This is a genomic window from Crocinitomicaceae bacterium, assembly GCA_016708105.1.
GTDB lineage: Bacteria > Bacteroidota > Bacteroidia > Flavobacteriales_D > Crocinitomicaceae > JADJGJ01.
In genome coordinates this window covers 232,974-256,204 of record JADJGJ010000002.1, presented here as the reverse complement: position 1 = coordinate 256,204, position 23,231 = coordinate 232,974, and the positions used below count along the sequence as shown (strand labels likewise).

Genomic DNA, 23,231 nt, shown 5'->3' with positions numbered 1-23,231 from the left:
TTACAATTTTCCTCCCACCACACAAACCTCTTTGTATGTTGATTTGCTTCCGTCAGCATGCGTAATTGTTATTAGCAATACATAGGTACCAATGGGCGCTTTGGTGTTTTCTTCAGTGCTTCCATCCCAGGTAAAAAGCGCAGAATTACCGGCAAAAAAATTGTCTTTTAATTCTTTAATCATTCGTCCTCTGTTATCATAAATTTCTATGTTTATGATATTGTCTGTTGTTTCCAGTTCAAGCTGAATGGTAAGTACATCTTGATATCCATCATTATCAGGTGAAAAAATTTCAGGAGATAAAGTTACTGCTCCATTAACGGCAGGATACAAAAGTTGAGAGTTGAGATAACCCGGCGTACCCCACGCTACATTTTCTGCTGCCGTGTGCCAAATTTCAGCGTTGTTCATGCCGCCATCAAAAGTACCGCGTTCCAAAGATTTTCCTTCTTCATCTGTAATCAGGGCGTAGTGCATATCTTCATCATACCTGAAAAAATCAATCACTTGAAAACTTGAATTAAGCAAATAAACAGAACCCGAATCATCATTATATGTTGGCAAATCCATGATCACAAATCTGCCTACACCATAGATAGAAAAATCATGTTGAATATCTGTTGAATCTTCAGTAAGTAAAATATATTCACCGGGCAAAATCAATTGTTGTTGATTGATCACATCTTTATAATTTGCTATAGAGTCATCATCCCAATTTGCCATCATAAGATCATTCAGATCAAGAATTTTTTCTGAACGATTATAGATCTCAACATAATCAGATCCATTGGTTAATGGGTTAAACATAATTTCATTTAAAATCAAATCTTCAGACTCAATGCTATCAGGCAAACCAAGTTCAATGGTTGTTGCGCTGATGGTATTTCCCCAACAATCAGTTACACCTGAAACCGCTAGTAAATATGGCACGTTAACCGCCAAAGTGTTTGCGTTTACGTGCAAGGCTGAAAGTGAAATATAATTCCAGCTTAGCACTGATATTGCCGGTGTCAAGCTAAGTATGGCACTGATGGTTGTATCTAAGGATTCGTTAAAATAAATCTGCATTTCAGTTTCAGAAATTACCTCGTAATCGCTTACAACCGGACCCGTAATATCTGCCTGATCAGTCCATACAGAATTTTGTGTACCCGGTGTACCACCTGCAATGTCATTTGATGCTGACCAGTTATTCTCATCGCTGCATGGTGCATCATTATGTTTTCTTTCCAAACTCCATCCTCCTTCATCTTTTAAATTATCATGGTACCAGGTTAGGTCAAAATAGAGCGAATCAATCATAACCCCGGCATCATTTTTTAATACTACCGCATCAGCATCATTATTGAAAGATGGAAGAGAAACACTTGTTTTATTTGTGGCTAAAAACAAAGTCTCGTCACCTGTATTGCAAATTAGTGCATACATACCAGGCGCCAGTACATAGGTTGACACCACACTGCTTGATGATGCATCCGCAATTGTCCATCCTGTCAAATCAAAATATTTTGCTGAGCGATTATAAATTTCAATGTACTCCACTTCAGGTAATCCAACAGCCGGACTTGGATCAACCATAATTTCAGTAATAATCACATCATTGTAAATTGCAACATCTGGTACAAAATACAGGAATGGAATGATGGTTGGAGAACTAATGGAATTTCCATTCACATCAGTGACATTGTTGACAGTAAGATTATATGAAGTTCCGTTGACCAATGATGTTGCTGTTGTCAAATGCACCAAGGCAAAATTGGTACCATCAAGACCTGCGGTAAGTGGCACACCTATACCATTATCAACAGAATAATTCAACGCCGTTTCAGCGCTAATTGCATTTAAAGGTTCTGAAAACAAAACATCAACTTGAGTTGCAGAAACAGGTGTAACAGAAATTATTGTTGGTGCAATTCCATCAACATAGGGATCACCCAAATCATCAAAATAAAATAACTCAGATCTTGAAGACGTATACTTACAAAAGACGCCAAAATGACTTGTTGAGGTATAGGTATTGTCATTCACTGTACCTTCCGATGTGAATGAATATCCACCGGTAGCATCTCTTGTCAAATCCCAATTACCGGATGCATCACGCGAAACTCGTATGCGCACATTTACCGGGTCAGAATTAACTGTTCCGTTTGCTCCATCAATAATTTCAGTTATCGTAGTTCCGGTTTGCCGATAAAGCGAAATTTCATCATCCGTGTTTCCAATCATCACAAAATAACCATTAAGTGAAGCCGTTAAATCGGCATTGTCAGACATGAGATAAACACGCGTGAGATTTGATGAAGATGGATTAAATTCCATGCGCACATAAAAATCCCAGGTGGTTACTACATTGCTTGTTGCCACACTGAGATAAGATGTATCATCAACTGCCGGCGCAAGCAAATGAAGTTTATCTGAGGCATCCACCTCAAAGTTCGCAGTCATTCCAACCCACGCAGGTGCATTGGTAAAATCACCATCAGAAAAATCATCAGAGAATTGCGCAAACGATAGGCTGCTAACAACAAATAATAAAAAGGTTAAATAATTGCGCATGACAGATGAAAACTAAGCGTGTTAAATATAGTAATTTTGCACCGTGACCAAATTAAAGTCACACCAGAATTAACATAGTAATAATCAAAACGTATGAAACTAGCTGTAGTTGGAGCCACAGGTCTTGTTGGGAATGAGATACTGAACGTATTGGCTGAAATGAATTTTCCCTTTGATGAATTGATATTAGTAGCAACCGAGAAATCAGTTGGTAAAAAAATTCAATTCAAGGGTAAGGACTATACAGTAGTTAGCATGCAAACAGCCGTTGATGCAAAACCTGACTTGGCTATTTTCTCTGCCGGAGGCGGCACCTCACTTGAATGGGCACCAAAATTTGCCGCGGTTGGAACCACGGTGGTAGATAATTCAAGTGCATGGAGAATGGATCCCACAAAAAAATTGGTTGTTCCTGAAATCAATGCGGATATTTTAGGAGAAGATGACAAAATAATTGCTAATCCAAATTGCTCAACAATTCAATTGGTTATGGTGTTGTCACCTTTACACAAAAAATATGGGGTAAAACGCGCTGTTGTTTCCACGTATCAATCTATATCAGGCACAGGAGCTAAAGCCATTCAACAATTAGACAACGAAAAAGCAGGCATGCAAGGTGAGATGGCTTACCCTTACCAAATATTAGAAAATTGCCTTCCACATTGTGATGTTTTTCTTGAAAATGGTTATACCAAAGAAGAGATGAAACTTACCAATGAAACAAAAAAAATTCTTGATCCGACGATCAATGTAACCGCAACCGCAGTGCGTGTGCCGGTACGCGGAGGCCATTCAGAAGCGGTGAACATTGAATTTGAAAATGAATTTGATTTAAATGAAGTGCGGGCCATACTCAACCAAACTCCCGGTGTAGTTTTAAAAGATAATACAGATACCAATACCTATCCAATGCCTTTGTACGCACGCGGTAAAAATGAAGTTTTTGTTGGAAGAATTCGTCGTGATGAATCACAAGCCAAAACAATTAATCTTTGGATAGTTGCTGATAATTTGAGAAAAGGTGCAGCAACAAACGCTGTACAAATTGCGCGCTACTTGCTGGATAAAAAGATGGTGACTGCGTAAATCGTTAATCCAAATACAATCAATCTGTGTTCAAAAACAAAGATCAGAAAATAAAAAAACCCGGATTCTTATGACCCGGGTTTTTTAGTTTCTATAACTACAATCAAGTATTATTTATTCTGCTTCTTCTTCAATCAGATTTTCATAAACTCTCACATTTGATTTATTTTTTTGCGTAAAGTAAACTACAGATAAATCACGATATTCAAGTTCATTGATATCAAAATCAGTAACCTCAGGATTAATCAATCTAATGTCAACATTAAAAAGTAAAGGCATCACTACTGCATCATTCATCAGTAACTGATCACATTGCGCATAAAGTTCCATACGTTTTTTATCGTCAATTTCTTTCAATGCTTGTTCATACAATTCATCAAAGGCAGGGTTTGTATATCTGAAATAATTGATGGAAGATTCTTTCGTTGAATCAATATTTTTTCCGTGAAACAGATAAAGGAAATTTGACGGATCAGGATAATCAGCAATCCAACCAAACCGCCAAAAATCAAGTTGTCCCTTTTCAGCTTGCGGATGTAATTCAGCCATAGGAATAACATTCAATTTTATATTCACTCCTAAATTTTGTTTGAGCATTCCTTGAATATAGGTTGCAATTTTTTCGTTAGTTCCACCACTAGAATTCAAGTGCAGAGTAACTTCAGGGAAACCTTTACCACCCGGAAATCCCGCTTGTTTCATTAAATCTGCTGCAAGTTTTGGGTTGTAATCAAAACCTTTCACATTTTCAGTTGGGTATCCTGACATAGGAGGAACGAATCCGTGATGAGCAGGAATTCCTTCACCTTGCAAAACAAATTCTACCAGTGAATCGCGATCAACTGCATAATTGAATGCTTTTCTTACTCTCACGTCTTTGAAAGTTTCACTGGTAAACAAAAATCCATAATACTGTATATTCAAACTATTCACTGATTGCAAATCAAATTGGCGATTTGCACCTTCAAGCGCCTCTTCAAAATCAGCCATAATATTTGGAATTTCTTCAACAGGCAAGCCCCAAACCATATCCAGATTTCCATCTTGAAATGATTTTAACTCTTCAGGTTTTGTTTTGATGAAAGAGAAAGTAATCTTTGCCAAATACGGCATCTGATTTCCAAATTCATCTTTTTTCCAATATTTTTCATTGCGAATGAACTCAACATTCTCTCCATTCTTTAATACAGTTGGGAGAAAAGGACCAGTACCAACCATTTTATTGTGCATACCAGTGTAACCGTACTTATCAATAGCTTCTTTTGGATACACTGCGGCCGCTAGTACGGCAAGCAAATCAGGTAAACCTGCAAAAGGGTCAATTAATGTCAACTGTAATGTATAGTTATCTATTACTTTAATTCCTTCAACTGATTTTGATTTTCCATCTGCATAATCAGCCGCGCCTAAAATACGATCACGGAAAAGAGTGGGCCATTTATTTTCTTCATGACTTGAGCAGATAAAATCAAAACAATATTTAAAATCATTGGCATTCATTTCACGTCCCTTACCTTCAGGAAAACATTCGTCATCATGAAAATAAACTCCTTTTCTAATGTGAAATGTGTAGACTTTTTTTGAATTATCTATTTCAAAACTTTCTGCCAAACATGGTTCTGCTTGCAATGTTTTTTGATTGAATTTAAAAAGACCTTCATAGCACTGGCCTGCAATGTGAGTTGAATAAATATCATTGATTGCAACCGGAAAAAGGGAGGTATAATCTTCAATTGAATTTAACCTCAAAACACCGCCCCGAAATTTGCCACCTTCAACTTTTTCAATTTTATTTGGGTCAATCTCAGGCGCATCATTACCGGAACTTCCACTACATGAAACTATGAAATGAAATAAAAATGCCGAAAATGTGAAGTATCCAAAATGTCTCATCTGATTATCAATTATGCTTTTTCTTTATAAACTCTAGCAACAAGGCTCAAACCACGCTATCCAACAAATATATATAAAAATTATGCATAGCAACGATATTTTAGACAAAGATGTTTGCTGAAAGGATAAAGGGCAAATACTTGATTTGTAAACCATTAAATAGACACCGCTCCTCTAAAAGGATTTCTGTGAATATAGGCGTCAGGATTTGTATAACGCAGCGATATCTCAAAACCACCACGATACTGAGATGCTGCGTTCAATTTAGAAACATTGATGTCATAAGATAAACCGACACTGAAATTATATGCACCAATATACAACTGAGGCACCAAAGCATCAATCACATTGGTGATGCGCATATTCATTCCTCCGGTAATGGATGCTTCAGCCATGAACCCGGTGTTTTTTGAACCCGAAGACAGTACCCACTTCCACAACGACCCAACATAAATTTCGTGCTGCTTGCCTTGAAACATCAGATTAATATTTGGATACCAATACAAATTAGATTGCTCTGTTGAAAAGAGTGCTGAGCCATGAATCAAAAATCGTCTGGGAAGTTTTGAATTTCCTTTTGGATCATAGGTGAAATCCGGCTTGTTAATATGAAATACAGAGATTCCGACCTTTGCGTCTGATGGTGCACGATGCACTACGTTTTTATCATTTTTTGTATACCAATATGCAATGCCAGCTGCAAAATCAAGATAATTAAATCCTCTGAATTCAGTACCCTCTCCATTCACCAGCGAAGGATCAAAATTAATTCCGTCATATTGACTACCCCATTGCATATTGGCAGGATTTAAACCAGTGATTCCATAGTTCCCTTGTAATCCAGCAATGAATCTGCTATTTCTGTCAATTTTCACTAGGGTAGAAAAATTTAAACCAATACTTGTATTACCCACCTCTACATCTCCTGCTGCATCTTTAAATGCATTAATTCCAACGGCAAAAAAAGTTGGACTTTGAGCGCGTCCCTTACCAAATGAAAATTCAGCCGCTGCAGAATATGTTCTGAAGGTTTTGTTGATGGATTGCCACTGATCTTTCCAATTACTGGTTACACGTAAATTTCCTGAAAATGCACCTGTGAATGCCGGATTTATTTGAAAGTCAGCTCGGGTTGTTTGAGAAAAATGAATGTCCTGCGCCTGTAGTGAAAACGGCACTAAAACCAATAAGATATGGAAAAGACAACTTCTCAGATGCGCATGATTATACTCTGTATAACAATTAAGGTTACGTATTTGTTACCGGTACAAAACAAAAAAAGCCGGATAAACCGGCTTTTCATTGAGATTTGAAATCTACTTTTTCATCACAAATGTTTCCATGAATTTGGTCGTGAATTCTCCCTTTCTGAACGCTTCATTCTTCATGAGTTGCTGATGAAAAGGAATAGTAGTTTGAACACCTTCTATATAATACTCTTCCAACGCGCGCTCCATTTTAGTAATTGCTTCTTCTCTGGTTTGTGCTACTGTTATCAATTTTGAAATGAGTGAATCATAATAAGGCGGAATCACATAACCGGCGTATACATGTGCGTCTACGCGAATTCCATGTCCGCCAGGTTGATGATAATTGGTGATTTTTCCAGGACTTGGCCTGAAACCATTATAAGGATCTTCAGCATTAATTCTGCACTGAATTGCATGCAGCTGAGGAAAATATTCTTTGCCTACAATTTTTTCACCGGCAGCCAATTTAATTTGTTCTTTCACCAAATCATAATTGATTACTTCTTCAGTAATGGTATGCTCAACCTGAATACGGGTATTCATTTCCATGAAGAAAAAGTTCCGATGTTTATCTACCAAAAATTCAATGGTACCCACACCTTCATAGTTAATTGCTTTGGTTGCTTTCACCGCAGCTTTCCCCATTTTATCACGCAGTTTAGTAGTCATGAACGGTGAAGGAGTTTCTTCAACTAACTTCTGATGTCTGCGCTGAATAGAGCAGTCACGTTCAGAAAGGTGACAGGCATTTCCATAACGATCACCTGCAATTTGAATTTCAATATGACGTGGTTCTTCAATGAATTTTTCCATGTACATTCCGTCATTTCCAAAAGCAGCTTTAGCTTCTTTACGTGCAGATTCCCACGCATCTTCCAGTTGTTTATCATCCCAACATACACGCATTCCTTTTCCACCACCACCTGCAGTTGCTTTCATCATGATAGGATAACCGATTTTTTTTGCGGTTGATTTGGCATCATCCAAATCATTGAGCAATCCAACAGATCCCGGAATACAAGGAACACCCGCCTTAATCATGGTGGCTTTTGCAGATGCTTTATCACCCATGGCATTAATCATTTCAGGTGATGCACCAATGAATTTGATTCCATTTTCTTGACAAACTTTAGAAAAGTGCGCATTTTCAGAAAGAAATCCATATCCCGGATGCACGGCATCAGCATTAGTAATTTCACATGCTGCAATAATTTTTGGAATATCAAGATAAGAATTTGCACTTTGCGGTGGCCCGATACAAACAGCTTCATCAGCAAATCTCACGTGCAAACTATCGCGGTCAGCAGTAGAGTAAACAGCCACTGTTTTAATGCCCATTTCTTTGCAGGTACGTATTACGCGAAGCGCAATTTCCCCACGGTTTGCAATTAATATTTTTTTGAACATAGGTTCGTATTTTAATTTAGTAAAGAGAACTCAGCTTAACCATCACCTAAGATGGATCAACTAAGAACAATGGCTGATCATACTCAATTGGAGAAGTATCATCAACGAGCACTTTCACAATGCGTCCGGAAATTTCAGCTTCAATTTCGTTGAAAAGTTTCATGGCCTCAACAATACATAAAACCGTACCCGGACTAATCGTGTCACCCACATTAACAAAAGCATCTTTATCAGGTGATGATCTGCGGTAGAACGTGCCAATCATAGGCGATTTAATGGTGACATAATTTGATTCATTTGCACCATTGGCAGGTGTAGCATCTTTTGTTGGTTGAGCAACCGCCTGCTGAGTAACTAAAGGTTGAACAACAGTTTGAACAGGCATTGCAACCGGTGTTTGCTGAACTAGCACGGGTTGGTCAAAACTTGCGCCACCATTGCATTCTGTTTTAATGGTAATTTTAAAATCACCCTGTTCAATACTTACTTCGTTTACGCCTGCTTTAGAGACGAACTTGATCAGGTTTTGAATTTCTTTGATGTCCATAAGATGTTTATTTTGCACGTTTTATAATTTTTAGTTTGAATCATAAGCCCATTTAACATAAAGGGCGCCCCAGGTAAATCCTCCACCGAATGATGCCAGTACAAGATTATCACCTTTTTTTAATTTCTTTTCCCATTCCCATAAACACAACGGAATTGTTCCGGCGGTAGTATTTCCATACTTTTCAATATTTACCATCACCTTCTCTTTTCCAAGTCCCATGCGATTGGCCGTTGCATCAATGATGCGCAAATTAGCCTGATGCGGAACCAGCCATGTCACATCATCTGAGCTGAGATTATTTCTTTGCATGATCTCTACCGAAACATCCGCCATGTTTTGAACGGCATGTTTGAATACAGCTTTACCTTCTTGATAAACGTATTGGCGAGGTGAACCAACATTTTCTTTTGTGATTGGCTCTAGAGATCCTCCAACAGCTTGCAATAAAAATTCTCTTCCAGAACCGTCAGCTTTTAATACAGCATCAATCACACCGTAGCCTTCATTATTTGGTTCAAGCAAAACACCTCCGCCGCCATCACCAAAAATAATGCAAGTAGCGCGGTCTTCGTAATTGAGGATACTTGACATCACATCAGCACCGATAACAATTATTTTTTTGTAATTTCCATTTTCAATATACACCCTGCCAACATCCAAGGCGTAAATAAAACCAGAACAAGCAGCACTCAAATCAAAACTCCATGCATTTTTGCATCCGGCTTTATCAGCAATCACGTTGCCGGCACTTGGAAAACGGTAATCACCCGTAATGGTGCCCACAATAATCATGTCAATTTCAAGTGGTGAAATTCCTTTTTTCTGACAAATGCCTTCAACTATTTTTGCTCCAAAATCTGATAAAGCTTCACCGGGTGAAACAATGCGTCTCTCCTTAATTCCTGTTCGGGTGTAAATCCACTCGTCTGTGGTATCCACCATTTTCTCTAAGTCATGATTGGTTAGCCTTTTTTCAGGCAGATATCCCTGAACGGCTGTTATGGCGGCCCTGATTTTTTGCATTCACGTATTCGTTAGTTAATCGGTAATTGTAAAATCTACAAGTACAAATGTATCAAAATTGTAAAAATTGGCGGGAAATAACCCAAAAAAGGTAAAAATTGATGGGATTTTATGCAAAATAGAATGGAAATCAATAAAAAGCGTAAAAACTAAAAAAGGACAACTCTGCTTAATAGGCAGTAGTTATCCTTCCAGTACTTGTATTAAAATAGCCTTATACAGCTACTTCTTTCTCCATCACCACTTTTCCTCTGTAGTAAAGTTTACCTTCATGCCAGTGAGCGTGGTGGAATAAATGAGGTTGTCCGGTTGTAGGACATGTAGCTATATTTTTTGCTACGGCTTTATCGTGCGTTCTTCTTTTATCTCTGCGTGTTTTTGAGATTTTTCTCTTAGGATGTGCCATCGCTTTTTATTTTTTATTCTTGTTATTTTTCAATTTTTCTAAAGCTGCCCACCGCGGGTCAACTTCTCCTTCAGAAGCTTCCTTACTGATCTCTTGTTTTTTTTCTTCAACAATGAGATATTTATCAATGTCGGCCAGCATTTGTGCATTGCATTTACCTTTTGGGTGCAACCGTCTGGTTGGTAACAAAAGTATAATGAATTCATACACAGGTTGAGCAATATCTATACTTGTTTGAGAAGGTAAAACGGTGATAATATTTTCATCATCATAATCTTCATCAGCAAACTTGTATACCAAATCATACGCTCCATTCACCGGTAGATAGAAATCATCTGTACAACGATCACACATCACCATCACGTCACCCTTCATTTCAAAATGCGCAAGCATCATATTGGGTTTCTTTTCAAGTGAAAGATTCACGGTTACCTTTCCATCTTTAATTTCAGTATTTTCAAAAGCTTCAAAGAACAATTTTCCAATCTCAAAGTTGAAGTGGTGAAGTCCGTCTGACAGACCGGTAAACCCGATTGCATATTCACTTTTCTTCGCCACTGCCTAAGAAATAAGAGGGGCAAAGGTAGAAATAAAATTCTGAAAAATTCAAGCAATTCAAAAATTTCACTTTACCGGTGCCTGTTTTTGAAGCGCATTATCTTGTAATAGCTTGAAATTCTGTCTGTTTTCAAAAATATCTAAAGCTAAGTAATAAGCGTTTCTAAAAGATGTTGGAGACGCTTTATCTTTACCGGCAATGTCATACGCTGTTCCATGGTCAGGACTTGTTCGTACAATTGATAAGCCAGCTGTAAAATTGACTCCTTCATCAAATGATATAGATTTAAAGCCGGTTAATCCCTGATCATGATACATAGCTAAAATTGCATCAAAGTTTTTAAGATTGGATGAGCCAAAAAACCCATCAGCAGAATAGGGTCCAAAAACCATTTCACCTTCATCACGGAATTTTTGTATTACCGGAATAATCGTATCAATTTCTTCAGTTCCCAAAGTACCTCTATCACCGGCATGAGGATTCAGCCCCAGTACAGCAATGCGCGGTTTGGTGATTACAAAATCTTTTTTGAGTGAAGCTAATAATAGATTTAATTTAGATTCAATTTTCTCTTTCGTAATTGATGACGCTACATCTTTCAAAGGCACGTGACCGGTAACAACACCAACTCTCAAATCACCCGCCACCATGAGCATCAACATATCTTTAGATCCAAATTCATGCGCCAAATATTCTGTATGTCCCGGGAATTCAAAACCAGCCTCACGCACACAATCTTTATTAATGGGCGCAGTAACCAGTGTATCAATTCTGCCTGCTTTTAAATCATCCAGTGCCATGGAGAGAGATTTAATAGCATATTTTCCGCCGCTGGAATTTTTTTCACCCAACACAATATTTATTTCCTCATCCCAACAATTTATCAAATTCACTTTTTTGGGTTTTGCTTCCGCCGCGTTTTTAATCACGAGGTAATTAAATTCATTTTGACCCAAGGCTTTTTTATGAAAGGAAAAAGTTTTTGAGCTTCCGTAAATAATCGGAATTGAATTAGCATATACCATGTGATCATTGAGAGTTTTCATGATTACTTCAATGCCAACCCCATTGATATCACCAACAGTAATACCAACACGTATCAATTTATTTTCCATTTGCTTTACCTGAAAGATATTCAACTAACAATCTGACACCACAACCTGTTCCGCCCAGCCCTCTGTATGAATCACGACTAGTTGTAAAAGCTGGCCCTGCGATATCAATATGGATATAAGGATAATCAGTAAAATGTTCCAGAAATTTTCCGGCAGTTATCATACCTCCATACGCGCCACCAACATTTTTCATATCTGCGATGGTTGATTTCATTTCATCTTTGTATTCACTCCAAAATGGAAATTGCACTACCCTGTCATGCGTTGCAAAACCAGCTTTACTCAGAGCATCAAATTCTTTTTGCGAAGCATTACCCATCACAATAGAAGCAAATGGTCCGATTGCAGCAGCAGCCGCACCAGTAAGCGTTGCGGCATCAATCACCAATTCAGGTTTATATTTTTTGGCGTAAGACAAGGCATCAGCAAGAATCATTCGTCCTTCAGCATCTGTATTTAAAACTTCTATTGTCGTACCATCAAACATTTTAATGACATCACCAGGAGTATAAGCATTGCCTCCCGGACGATTATCAGTTGCAGGAATCAGCGCAACCAAATGCAAATTGACACCAAGTTTAGCACATGCAATAACCGTAGCTGCCATAGCTGCTGCCCCAGACATGTCACATTTCATATTGTCCATTGAGCCTTTGGTTGGTTTTAAACTCAAACCTCCGGTATCATAAACAATTCCTTTTCCAACCAATACAATAGGTTTTTTATTTTTTGCTTTTTTTGGTTTGTATTCTAAAATGGTAAAAGTGGCTTCATCAACAGATCCTTTATTCACCGCAAGAATACCACCCATTTTCAAGGCTTCAATTTTTGCCTGACCCAAAACTTCATGATGTATGCTAGTGCCCTTACATTTTTTCACAATTTCTTTTGCCAATTGTGGTGCATTAATAACATTCACCGGTTCATTGATGAGATCACGCGCCCATAAAGTAGCATCAACAATTGTTTCCACCTTCTTTAAATCAGCCTTTGAATTATCATGCGTGATAGATTGAAGTTTTTGTTCTTTGGGCTTAGTAAAATACTTGATGAATTCATATGATCCCAACGCAAATCCCTCAACAAATAATTCAAGTGCAAAAGCAGATTCACTTTTGATATGCGCCGTTTCACATTTAGATTTCAAAGCTTCATAAGTTTTATAACCAAGCACACGAAGTTTTTCTTTATCTGCATCTGCTTTCAGATTTTCAACTTTGCAATAGATATTCATCAATCCGTAATGATGCATTACCACCATGTTTTCTTTTTTGAAAGCATCTTTTAAAAACTGCGTCTGGTTTTTGTCCAGTTTTAGATTTTTCAGATTATCATCTTCAGCCACCAGCCATACCAGATTATCTGTTTTTGGCTTTGCACTATATTGAGGGAATAAAAACATATATCTACAAAATTTTTGCCTTAAAGGTATCTATTTTACAAGATATCCCTGATGCAAAATTCAGAATTAGATATAGTACAATCAACAAACGACCCCCTTCTTTCGTTAATATGCATAAAGGCGCCTTGCTTTTTGCTAACTTTGCTAGTCTGGTGATAATAAGATTTAAATATATTGTCTTACTGCTTTTTCTGATTCAGAGTGCATCTGCATTGGCTACGCACAACCGTTCGGGCACCATTAAGTATCGTCATTTGTACGGCACCACGTATGAATTCACTGTAACCACATGTACAAAAACCAGCAGTGAAGCTGACCGGCCCGAACTAGAAATACAATGGGGAGACGGATCATACGATACTATTCCACGAGTTAATATAGAATACATCACCTTGTATGACGTTCAAATCAATACGTACATTGGACAACATACGTATACCGGACCATCATCATACATTATTAGTGTTGAAGACCCAAATAGAAATGCCGGCGTGATTAATATTACTAATTCAGTAGATAAAGTATTTTGCATTCAAACTGAATTAATCATCTCACCTTTTATTGGCAACCCCAATAATTCATTAGTTATAGAAGATTGTCCTTGTCCAGAATTTGCTTGCTTGAATCAGATGTATTGCTATAACTTATCAGCCTACGACCCTGATGGCGATAGCTTAAGTTATTCATTGGTACCTTGTCGTGGAGAAGATTGTCTTGAAATGCAAATTCCGGTTATTTACAAATGGCCTGACGCCGCCGGAGGAGGAACCATGAGTATTGATTCAATTACCGGAACATTGTGTTGGGACATGCCGCAAATACCCGGAGAATATAATTTAGCCATCAAAATTTCAGAATGGCGCAATGGTTTTTATGTTGGTGCAGTGGTTCAGGATATGCAACTTACAGTGCAAGCATGTTCAAATAATCCTCCGGATATCACAGACAAACCGGACACCTGCGTTTTTGCAGGAGATTCCCTGTCCATTCAATTTACCGCTACTGACCCGGATGCTGGAGATGTTATTACCTTGTATGCTACCGGTGCAGTTTTTCATCTTCCGGCAAATCCGGCAACATTTGCAGAAATATCTGCAGTGAATAGTGTAACCGGAACATTTTTATGGGAACCAACCTGTGCTGATGCGTCTAATGCAACATACAACATCATCATTCACGCTGAAGACAATGATCCCGGAGTACAGCTTTCAGATTTGAGTACGTATAAAATTAAAGTCAATATTCCGCCAGTTGAAAATTTTTCAGTCACTCCTTCCGGAAATTCAATGGTACTTTCCTGGGACGCATCTTCATGTGCCGACATTGATCATTACACTATTTACCGAAGTATTGACAGCACCAACAGCATTGATAATTGTTGTGCAAACGGCACAGCACAACTGATGGGATATACACAAATTGGCACAAGTACTCTTCCAACTTACACCGATAATTCTACACTCACCGTTGGAAATGAATATTGCTATTTGGTAACAGCCGTTAATGAATCAGGTGTAGAAAGTTGCGTATCAATTCAGGACTGCGAACATCTGAATTTTGAAATTCCGGTATTGACCAACGTAAGCGTTTACGAAACAAACCTGTCTACAGGAAAAGATTCTATTCTTTGGTCGTATCCAAAAGAATTGAATGCTTTTTTGTATCCTGGTCCATACCATTACCAGTTATATCGCTCAGAAAATTATGGAGGTGGAGCAGAAACCTTAGTGCTCACCACACCACAGGAAATATTGATTGAAGATGCTGATACCGCATTTGCAGATCTTACATTGAACACAGAAAATCTTCCATATACATACCGCGTTGAAATGTACAGCAACAATATTTTGATAGGCTCATCCCTTGATGCATCTTCTATTTTCATTACACTTACACCAAGCGACAATGCCATCACGATAAACTGGAATGAGCAAGTGCCATGGACCAACACCCTCTATGAAATTTATAAAGAAACATTTGCCGGCAGCGGAATTTTTAATCTGATAGGATCATCCACTTTGCAAAATTTCACTGACACCGGACTGATCAACGGAATATCTTATTGTTATAAAATTAAAAGCATAGGTGCATACACCGCTGATGGCATCATCACACCAATTATCAACTGGTCACAAGAGGCCTGCGCTGAACCGGTAGACCTGACGGCACCATGTGCTCCTACTGCATTTATTGCCGGTGATTGCGATTTGGAAGAAACCTATATTTCATGGACCAATCCAAACAACCTTTGTGCTGATGATGTTACACGGTACAATTTATATTTTGCTCCATTCTCAGGAGATTCTCTTGAATTACTCATCAGTTTTTCATCAGATCTAGATACATTCTATACTCACAAAGATCGCGGTAGTATTGCCGGATGTTATTACATCACTGCACTTGATTCAATTCAATACAACAATGAAAGTGTGCCGTCAAACAAAGTGTGTATTGACAATTGTGAAGGATATTATGTGTTGCCCAATGTGTTTACGCCGGATGATGATTTAATCAACGATTTGTATCATCCATTGCTGCCTTATAAATTTGTTGACAGCGTAGATTTTCAAGTATTCAACCGATGGGGTAAATTAGTTTTTCAAACCAATGACCCTGACTTGAACTGGGATGGTACTGACAGAGACGGTGGAAAACCATTAAATGATGGAGTTTATTTTTACTCCGTAACAGTTTACGAAATAAAATTAGAAGGTCTGATTCCAAGATCATTTCAAGGCAATATTCAAATAATCAATTCACACTAAATGTTTACCGGAATAATAGAATCCATGGCGCGCGTTGAAAAAATTGAACGCGACAAAACCAATATCCATTTTACGTCTTCATGCCCATTTACGCACGAATTAAAAGTAGATCAAAGTGTAGCGCATAACGGATGTTGCCTCACGGTGGTTTCAATTCAAAATAATGAATATACCGTGACGGCAATAGATGAAACACTCAAACGCACCAATTTAGGTCAGCTTCAGGTGGGTGATTTAGTGAATGTAGAACGTTGCACAAAAGTAGGTTCACGTTTAGACGGACACATTGTTCAAGGACATGTTGATACTACAGGAATTTGCATTGAAATTCATCATCATGAAGGCAGTACTGAATTTGTTTTCACGTATGATTTTGATGATGTAACTGTTGCAAAAGGATCTATAACCGTAAATGGAGTTTCATTAACCGTGGTGCGTTCAGAAGATAAATTATTTTCTGTTCACATCATTCCGTTCACCATTGAGCATACCAATTTTCACACGCTGAAAGTTGGTTCTGTTGTTAATCTTGAATTTGATATTATTGGAAAGTATGTGAAGCGGATGATGGGAAAATAAAGAGTCTATCTCAACTTAAAAAACTTGATAGTTTCTGAAACCGCTTCAATAGGATTGCCAAATTCATCCAAAACCAATTCACCATTTTCATCAACTTCATATTGGGTATGAATGATGGCTTTCAATTTTCCGTTTTCTAATGTAAAATCATCCCATTCAGCATTGGTTATGCCACGATGATCATAAGTCATAAAAAAATATTTTTCACCCGGATTGAACTGCACTTTTAAGCCAAAACCCAAATCTTCAATGTAGGCAAAATCAAAATAATCCATGAAGGGAATTGCGTTGAAATTGGAGTCAAGGAGGAAATAGCGAGATGGGATTTCGGTGAGTACATCATCATTACCGTGCAATACTCCAAGTCCATCATAAATAACAGATGAGAGAAATTTTCCTGAGTGCGCAATGTACTCACCATGTTTTAATTTTTCAATACCGGCATAATATGGGCTAGCTTTAATCCATCCATATTCTGTTCGTCTCCAAACTGAAGAATTCTCAGTATAGAACATAGTTTGTGAGGTGTATATTTCATCGTTTTCATTATAACATTCAGGGCAAAAAGAAACTCTTGAATCTGGCGTACAATCGTTGATGATAATTTCATTTTCAGAAATTTGAATGGATATGGTTGTGATTTGAGAACCCCAAACTTCTTTTGTTCCATCAACCGTAGCTTGTCCCTGATAAATAGTTGTCAATTCCCAGGCTTCATACGGATCATTGAAATCTGCGTATTGTTTATAAACCAGTTCTGCGCCTTCAGCTTTCATCGAGGTTGAAACAAAAGGTGAACTAAAATAAAGTGAATCATTTTCAATAGCAATTAAAATATCTAACTGTGGATGAACGTGAATGAAATCGTAGGGCTTTACGAAGTACTCATTTTCAAAAAATCTACCCGGATTATACAAGCTGTACTTTCCATTAAAACGAGCGTAATACATTTGATTTGGTGTATTCCATTTTTGATGTGATTGAAATCCATTTGGCGCCAAAAAAACGGTATCAGTATTTTTATAGGGAGATAGATATTCTAAATAATCATTCAATATAATATCTTCAGGTAGCTTTGATGAGAACACTGTTTCACCCCGTGCATCTAATAAAGATATCGTATAAGTACTCTGATCGTTTTCGCTTTCAATAACACATATCCAACCATTAGCTGTTTGAATAACTTTAGCATATTGCGGCTCAATAAACCAGTTGCCGTTTTGATAATTAAAAACGCCTGAGCTAATTTCAGAAGGATTTGGCTCATAGTAAATTGTATTTCCATCCTTATCAACTGAATCTTCATCAGGATGAACTTCACTGTGCACAACCTCTATGCGATTATCTTGTACATATAAATTCACCAATACAAGTGAGTCATTTATTTTACTCACACCAATATTGCTCAATTCGGTATTTGGATTTTCTGATGATATTTCTGACAACGTGTATGACTCAGTTTCATTACTAAATATCACTTGATAAAATAGTTTATTTGAACTAGAAGGATAAAGGACCAAAAACTCTTTCCAATTTTCTGCCGGGGCTTCAGGAGCATCGAATGAAAAATTATCATCAATTTGAAATTGTTTACGCAACCCGAACCCTTTCTCATCAAATCTAATTTTATACATAGTATGACTCAATGTATCTTTCAATTCAGAGACAACTAATCTGCTCAACATCTCTGAATAAACCACTAAATTATATTTTGCATCCAATAATATTTTGCAATGAAATGTCTGTTCACCAAAATAACCTCCCGAATAAAGTTGAAAACTGAGTATTCCTCTTTTACCGGCATCAATAAATTCAAATAGAGATTTGTCATTATTCAAACTCATCACAGAATCAACCCGCATAATTCGCGCAATTAAATCCGGCTCTATTTCATACGCATCACCCACAATTAAATTCATTTTTTCATCCGTGTAGTGGTAGAGATCCCAACTGTATTCATAACTAGGGGTTCTGATCATTTCTCCCCCATCACGATAATTTGGTACCAGCGTTTGTCTGGCACAGAAATAATAATCATTTAATGAATAACAAGCGTGATAAACAGGGTCAATTAACCACTTTTTTTCAGAGACCAAATAAACACCTGAAGAATTAAATCCATCAATAAAATCATCATTTGGAAGATTCTCAGTTTCATTATAAATATGTGTTTTGTATGCGTTGAGAATATAGATATCATGAGTGACTTTTGTGCAAGATATTTTTGACCATTTACACGGAGATTCCACCGTTGGAAAATCTGTATTCATAACTCCATTCATTGACATCAAACCAGGCTGAATTCGGGGATCTTCAATACCTATATAAATAAATGAATCTCTATCTGTCACCTGATAAAATTCATGTTGATTGCTAAAATCATAAATTGATAATTCACCTTTCTTTAAGGCAATTTTCAGGTAAAAATTTGTGAATGGATAATTGACAACAACATCCTTTGTAAAATCAATTAAAAATTTATCGGTTCTCAAATCAAACACAGCAGATTTTGATTTAGAATAAACCAGAACCGTGGCAGAATCATAAGAATATTCAAGTTGGTCATACTTGAGATTCATAGGCAATTGACTCAAACTAACAAGACAATGAAACAGAAAACTGATAATAATTGTTAATCTCATAGAGCAAGAATGGATGTAAATATAACACAGATCAGCAAGATGGTTATACGAGTTAAATTCAATATTTGGCGCGGCGTAGGCGCAAGTGGCGAACTGCCCCTACGCCAAGGGCGAATAATCAATCATTGTTTACAAAAAAAAGACTGTGAAAAACTTTATACACACATTGAAAATGGCATAATACCTGTTATGTAACTTTACAAGGATGATTCGATTTGTATTCATAGCAGGACTTTTATTAACGACAGCCCACACCGTTTTTTGTCAGACAGACACTGTTAAAATTGGTTTGGACACTTGGGTAGTTGTGCCTGTTGGATCAAAAATAAATTACGATTCGTTGTTTGCCATTCATCCGGAAATTGAATTAAATCCGCAATACTATATCCGCAGATATGGTGAAGGAGATTTGATGTATAAAATCACTGACAATAAAGGCAACGGATTTGACAGTTTATACGGAACGCGCAATATGCGACCGATATTGCACGGCGTAGCATACAGAGGTGGTGCAAATAACTATTATCATCTCACAAATAAACGCGATAATCAAAATCCATTGCCTGAAGATGGATTACATAATTTATGTGAAGAAGGATTTTCAAATTCAGTTTATTTGTATCGCCATGGATTTGAAAATTATCCAAAAGGTGACACCTGTTCATGCATTGATTCTTCATGGAATAGTATGCAATATCATCAGTTAGATTATTTTGATTCAACGCACGTATATCGCATGTTGAAGATGACGTATCTTTCAGCAACAAGTACAGAGGTTGGACCTGTTTATTTACATTGCTGGAATGGCTGGCATGCCTCAGGTTACGTGTCTGCGGTTATGCTAAAACAATTTTGCGGATTCTCAAACTGGGATGCTGTAAACTATTGGGATTTAGGAACAGACGGAGCCAATACAAGCCCGCGTTATCAAGAGCAGCGCGAACGAATAAAAGAATTTGTCCCTTACCCGGAATTCATGATTTCTGATTCATTGCAAGATTGTTTGTGTCCTGATATGCCAACTAAAATTGACAGCTCACAATTGCATATTGAAATTGAACATCTCGTCATTGTGCCGGAAGCAATTCCGGTGGGATATCAAATTGTATTGTACAATGTAAAATTCAAACCGGGTTATACTTCATTCACCGGCATAGAAACCAATTCAGACATTGTTTACCTCATGCAAGCACTGGATATGGATACCAGCCTAGTCATTGAAATTGGAGGATACACAGATAATTCAGGAAGCTATTCTGAAAACATGTCGCTATCAACTCAACGGGCAAAATTCATCTATGATTTTCTTATTGCAAAAGGATATCCGCCGCATCGTATTTCGTATAAAGGATATGGACCTGCAAATCCTATTTTCAGCAATAAATACAAAGCCACACGAGAAGGAAACCGAAGGATTGAAGTAAAGATTTTAAACAAAACCCAACACAGCGGAAACCGACTTGTTGATGAATCATTTTATTCCAATAACGCGCAAGTGGTTGATGAAGAAAAGTTGCGTAAAATGTCACTCACCTATTTCTTTGCCAATCAAGGAAGCTCTGATTTAGGAAGTGTGTTTATTATTGATTCACTTGAGTTTCCATCAAGCATGGCTACGTTGCCGGACAGCGGTTATGGCAAAAATAATCTAGATCTATTGGTGAAATATTTGCAAGAACATAAGTACGTAAAAATAACCATCAACGGATATACAGATGCATCAGGTATTGAAGAGAATAATATTGTACTTTCAGAGCAACGCGCAAAAGCCGTGTATGACTATTTAATTGCAAACGGAATACCTGCAAGCAGATTAATTTATAAAGGCAACGGCTCAGAAAACCCCATAGCGCCAAATGCTTACAAATGGGGACGTGATATCAACCGCCGTATTGAAATTGAATTCGCAGCGGATTGATTTTCTGTACTCAATTATCAATCAAGGTCGGTTTATACATCCGTACAATTCAGTACTATTTATCAATTCTACTTTCCAAGTCCATTTTCTGATGTAGTATGACAGTATCCCTAAAAGTGTGTAAGTAGTTCCGGCTACGGTTTAATTCTTTCTCCAAAAATAATCATAAATTGATTTAATATTTCACCCCAACTTCTGATGGGCATGGTCCATCGTTTTGTTGCTTCTCTTATTGCTAAAAAAACGGATTTGATTACGGCATCGTCTGTCGGGTATGATAGTTTATTTTTAGTGTACTTTCTGATTTTTCCGTTCAGATTTTCAATAACATTGGTTGTATAAATAATTTTTCTGATTTCAACCGGGAAGTCAAGAAACGCAGTTAGTTCCTCCCAGTTGGCGCGCCAACTTTAATAGCATAACCGTATTTACCGCCCCATTTTTTTTCAAGGTCATCTAGAGCGATAGCGGCAGCATCACGGTTTGGAGCATTGTAAATATGTTTCATATCAGCTGAGAACTCTTTCCTGTCTTTGTAGGAAACGTACTTGCAAGAGTTTCGTATTTGGTGTACCACGCAGATTTGTTTTGTTGATTCGGGAAAAATAGCACGGATAGTTTCTGTAAATCCCTTGAGATTATCGGTAGCTGTGATGAGTATATCTCTTACGCCTCTGGCTTTCAAGTCAGTCAGTACGGACATCCAAAAGGCAGCAGATTCATTTTTTCCAAGCCACATTCCAAGCACCTCCTTTTTACCATCAATACTAAGTCCAATAGCAATGTAAACTGTTTTTTCAACCACTCTTGAGTTTTCTCGAACCTTGAAAACAATACCATCCATCCAAACTACGAGATAGACCGGATCAAGAGCACGATTTTGCCAAGCACTCACATCGCTCAATACACGCTCGGTAATGCGAGATATTGTAGATGTTGACACATCAAAATTGTAGAGCTCTCGAATCTGTTCTTCAATATCGCTCACGGACATTCCTTTGGCATACATTGAGACAATAATATTCTCTACACCCTCAACCATGCTCTTGCGTTTTGGAACCAGAATAGGGTTAAATTCTGACTGGCGATCGCGTGGCACTTTTACCTCCATTTCGCCTTCTTTGGTTTTGAGTCGCTTGGTTATGTGACCGTTTCTGGCATTTTTACCATCGGATCTTTCATGTTTTTCATAACCAAGGTGAGCATCCATTTCACCTTCTAATAACTGTTCTATGCCTCGTTTCTGAAGCTCTTCAATAAAACTATTCAAGGCATCTCCTGTCTTGAACTGCTTTAAAAATTCTTTAGTTAATAATTCCTCTTTTTTCATACATTATGTGTTAAAGCCACCCAAAAGTTATTTCCGAAATTTTTTTGACTGTTAAAGGTCAAAAATTTCAGAATAACTTTTGGCCTTACACACTTTTTGAGATGCTACCTGTAGTATCCTCACCACTTCTATTAAGTTTCTGCCGGTTTTTCTATAGAAGATAATATGCGATTTTACCAATGATGTTCTGTACCCCTCTTTTAAATACCCAATGTCTCTACCCCTTTCAATATTTTCAGAAATAAATTCTATTTCATCCATCAATAAATTGTAGTATCTATCGGCTTGTTCAAGTGACCAGTTTTCATAGGTGTACAACCATATCAATTCAATGTCTTGAGCTGCTTTCTTGCTAATGACGTATTTCATTTCTTCACATGTTTGGCGTGAAGTTTTTTAAGATTTTTTTTGGGATCAAATTTCTTTACAAATCCACTTTTTTCACCAATTTCCAGCTCCTGAATCAAAACGTTGTATTTGTTCTCCTCACTCTCTAACAATCTGAGTGCTGTTCTAATCACCTCACTGACTGAGGAATATTTACCTGATGAGATTTTCTCATTCACAAAATGCTCAAAATATTCACCCAGAAGTATTGATGTGTTCTTTGACATATCTAATGTATTTATACAAATATACCAATTCTTGGTATAAAGTCAAAGTGTTTTATTGAAACTCCCCATTAAGCGAGTGACAAAAAAACGAGCGTTTTTTCTTTATTCGTGTATCGTATAGATCATTTACATGCCA

17 protein-coding genes and 1 pseudogene are annotated in these 23,231 nt (G+C 37.4%); 4 read left to right on the top strand and 14 right to left on the bottom strand.

Annotated elements, in window-relative coordinates:
- A complete protein-coding gene (locus IPH66_12465) occupies positions 1 to 2,556 on the bottom strand; it encodes a lamin tail domain-containing protein (protein MBK7130161.1) in 2,556 nt (851 codons plus the stop codon).
- 93 nt (positions 2,557 to 2,649) lie between these two features.
- Here IPH66_12465 and IPH66_12460 point away from each other — a divergent pair, with 93 nt between their 5' ends.
- Positions 2,650 to 3,642 carry an aspartate-semialdehyde dehydrogenase gene (locus tag IPH66_12460; GenBank protein ID MBK7130160.1) on the top strand — a complete coding sequence of 331 codons (993 nt, stop codon included), beginning with the start codon at positions 2,650 to 2,652 and terminating at the stop codon, positions 3,640 to 3,642.
- Between the two features lie 114 nt (positions 3,643 to 3,756).
- Here the strand turns inward: IPH66_12460 and IPH66_12455 are convergent, their stop codons facing one another.
- The 9 genes from IPH66_12455 to IPH66_12415 all read right to left on the bottom strand — a co-directional run bounded on the left by IPH66_12455 (position 3,757) and on the right by IPH66_12415 (position 13,247).
- Positions 3,757 to 5,535 carry an ABC transporter substrate-binding protein gene (locus IPH66_12455; GenBank protein ID MBK7130159.1) on the bottom strand — a complete coding sequence of 593 codons (1,779 nt, stop codon included), beginning with the start codon at positions 5,533 to 5,535 and terminating at the stop codon, positions 3,757 to 3,759.
- Between the two features lie 155 nt (positions 5,536 to 5,690).
- The gene (locus IPH66_12450) at positions 5,691 to 6,713 is read right to left on the bottom strand and encodes a PorP/SprF family type IX secretion system membrane protein (protein ID MBK7130158.1); all 1,023 of its coding nucleotides are present in this window, start codon (positions 6,711 to 6,713) and stop codon (positions 5,691 to 5,693) included.
- Positions 6,714 to 6,851: 138 nt separating this feature from the next.
- Entirely contained in the window at positions 6,852 to 8,192 is a 1,341-nt protein-coding gene (gene accC, locus IPH66_12445) for an acetyl-CoA carboxylase biotin carboxylase subunit (protein MBK7130157.1), read from the bottom strand.
- 46 nt (positions 8,193 to 8,238) lie between these two features.
- Positions 8,239 to 8,739 (bottom strand): acetyl-CoA carboxylase biotin carboxyl carrier protein, encoded by a 501-nt coding sequence (accB, locus tag IPH66_12440; protein ID MBK7130156.1) that lies wholly within the window; start codon positions 8,737 to 8,739, stop codon positions 8,239 to 8,241.
- Between the two features lie 30 nt (positions 8,740 to 8,769).
- On the bottom strand, positions 8,770 to 9,765 hold the full coding sequence (locus IPH66_12435; GenBank protein ID MBK7130155.1) for a ketoacyl-ACP synthase III: 996 nt from the start codon (positions 9,763 to 9,765) through the stop codon (positions 8,770 to 8,772).
- 214 nt (positions 9,766 to 9,979) lie between these two features.
- Complete coding sequence (gene rpmF, locus IPH66_12430; GenBank protein MBK7130154.1) at positions 9,980 to 10,171, bottom strand: 50S ribosomal protein L32; 192 nt, start codon at positions 10,169 to 10,171, stop codon at positions 9,980 to 9,982.
- A 6-nt stretch (positions 10,172 to 10,177) separates the two neighbouring features.
- On the bottom strand, positions 10,178 to 10,729 hold the full coding sequence (locus IPH66_12425) for a DUF177 domain-containing protein (protein MBK7130153.1): 552 nt from the start codon (positions 10,727 to 10,729) through the stop codon (positions 10,178 to 10,180).
- A gap of 66 nt (positions 10,730 to 10,795) precedes the next feature.
- Positions 10,796 to 11,845, bottom strand: a complete 1,050-nt coding sequence (pdxA, locus tag IPH66_12420; GenBank protein MBK7130152.1) for a 4-hydroxythreonine-4-phosphate dehydrogenase PdxA — start codon at positions 11,843 to 11,845, stop codon at positions 10,796 to 10,798.
- Positions 11,835 to 13,247, bottom strand: a complete 1,413-nt coding sequence (locus tag IPH66_12415) for a peptidase M17 (protein ID MBK7130151.1) — start codon at positions 13,245 to 13,247, stop codon at positions 11,835 to 11,837. Before IPH66_12415 ends, pdxA begins: the two co-directional genes overlap by 11 nt.
- Positions 13,248 to 13,399: 152 nt before the next feature.
- Here IPH66_12415 and IPH66_12410 point away from each other — a divergent pair, with 152 nt between their 5' ends.
- Together IPH66_12410 and IPH66_12405 are read left to right on the top strand one after the other, a co-directional pair.
- Positions 13,400 to 16,012 (top strand): gliding motility-associated C-terminal domain-containing protein, encoded by a 2,613-nt coding sequence (locus IPH66_12410; protein ID MBK7130150.1) that lies wholly within the window; start codon positions 13,400 to 13,402, stop codon positions 16,010 to 16,012.
- Complete coding sequence (locus IPH66_12405; GenBank protein MBK7130149.1) at positions 16,013 to 16,591, top strand: riboflavin synthase; 579 nt, start codon at positions 16,013 to 16,015, stop codon at positions 16,589 to 16,591. It begins immediately after the preceding gene.
- Between the two features lie 5 nt (positions 16,592 to 16,596).
- On the opposite strand, the gene IPH66_12400 is transcribed toward IPH66_12405, so the two are convergent.
- Entirely contained in the window at positions 16,597 to 19,233 is a 2,637-nt protein-coding gene (locus IPH66_12400) for a hypothetical protein (GenBank protein MBK7130148.1), read from the bottom strand.
- A 205-nt stretch (positions 19,234 to 19,438) separates the two neighbouring features.
- Between IPH66_12400 and IPH66_12395 the strand changes: the two genes are divergently transcribed.
- The gene (locus IPH66_12395) at positions 19,439 to 21,151 is read left to right on the top strand and encodes an OmpA family protein (protein ID MBK7130147.1); all 1,713 of its coding nucleotides are present in this window, start codon (positions 19,439 to 19,441) and stop codon (positions 21,149 to 21,151) included.
- 134 nt (positions 21,152 to 21,285) lie between these two features.
- Here the strand turns inward: IPH66_12395 and IPH66_12390 are convergent.
- The 3 genes and pseudogenes from IPH66_12390 to IPH66_12380 all read right to left on the bottom strand — a co-directional run bounded on the left by IPH66_12390 (position 21,286) and on the right by IPH66_12380 (position 23,095).
- Positions 21,286 to 22,481 (bottom strand): annotated as a pseudogene (locus IPH66_12390) (IS256 family transposase).
- A gap of 51 nt (positions 22,482 to 22,532) precedes the next feature.
- Positions 22,533 to 22,850: a type II toxin-antitoxin system RelE/ParE family toxin gene (locus IPH66_12385; GenBank protein ID MBK7130146.1), complete on the bottom strand. Its 318-nt coding sequence runs from the start codon at positions 22,848 to 22,850 to the stop codon at positions 22,533 to 22,535.
- Positions 22,847 to 23,095 carry a type II toxin-antitoxin system ParD family antitoxin gene (locus IPH66_12380; GenBank protein ID MBK7130145.1) on the bottom strand — a complete coding sequence of 83 codons (249 nt, stop codon included), beginning with the start codon at positions 23,093 to 23,095 and terminating at the stop codon, positions 22,847 to 22,849. The genes IPH66_12385 and IPH66_12380 overlap by 4 nt, the downstream gene beginning before the upstream one ends.
- Between the last annotated feature and the right edge of the window lie 136 nt (positions 23,096 to 23,231).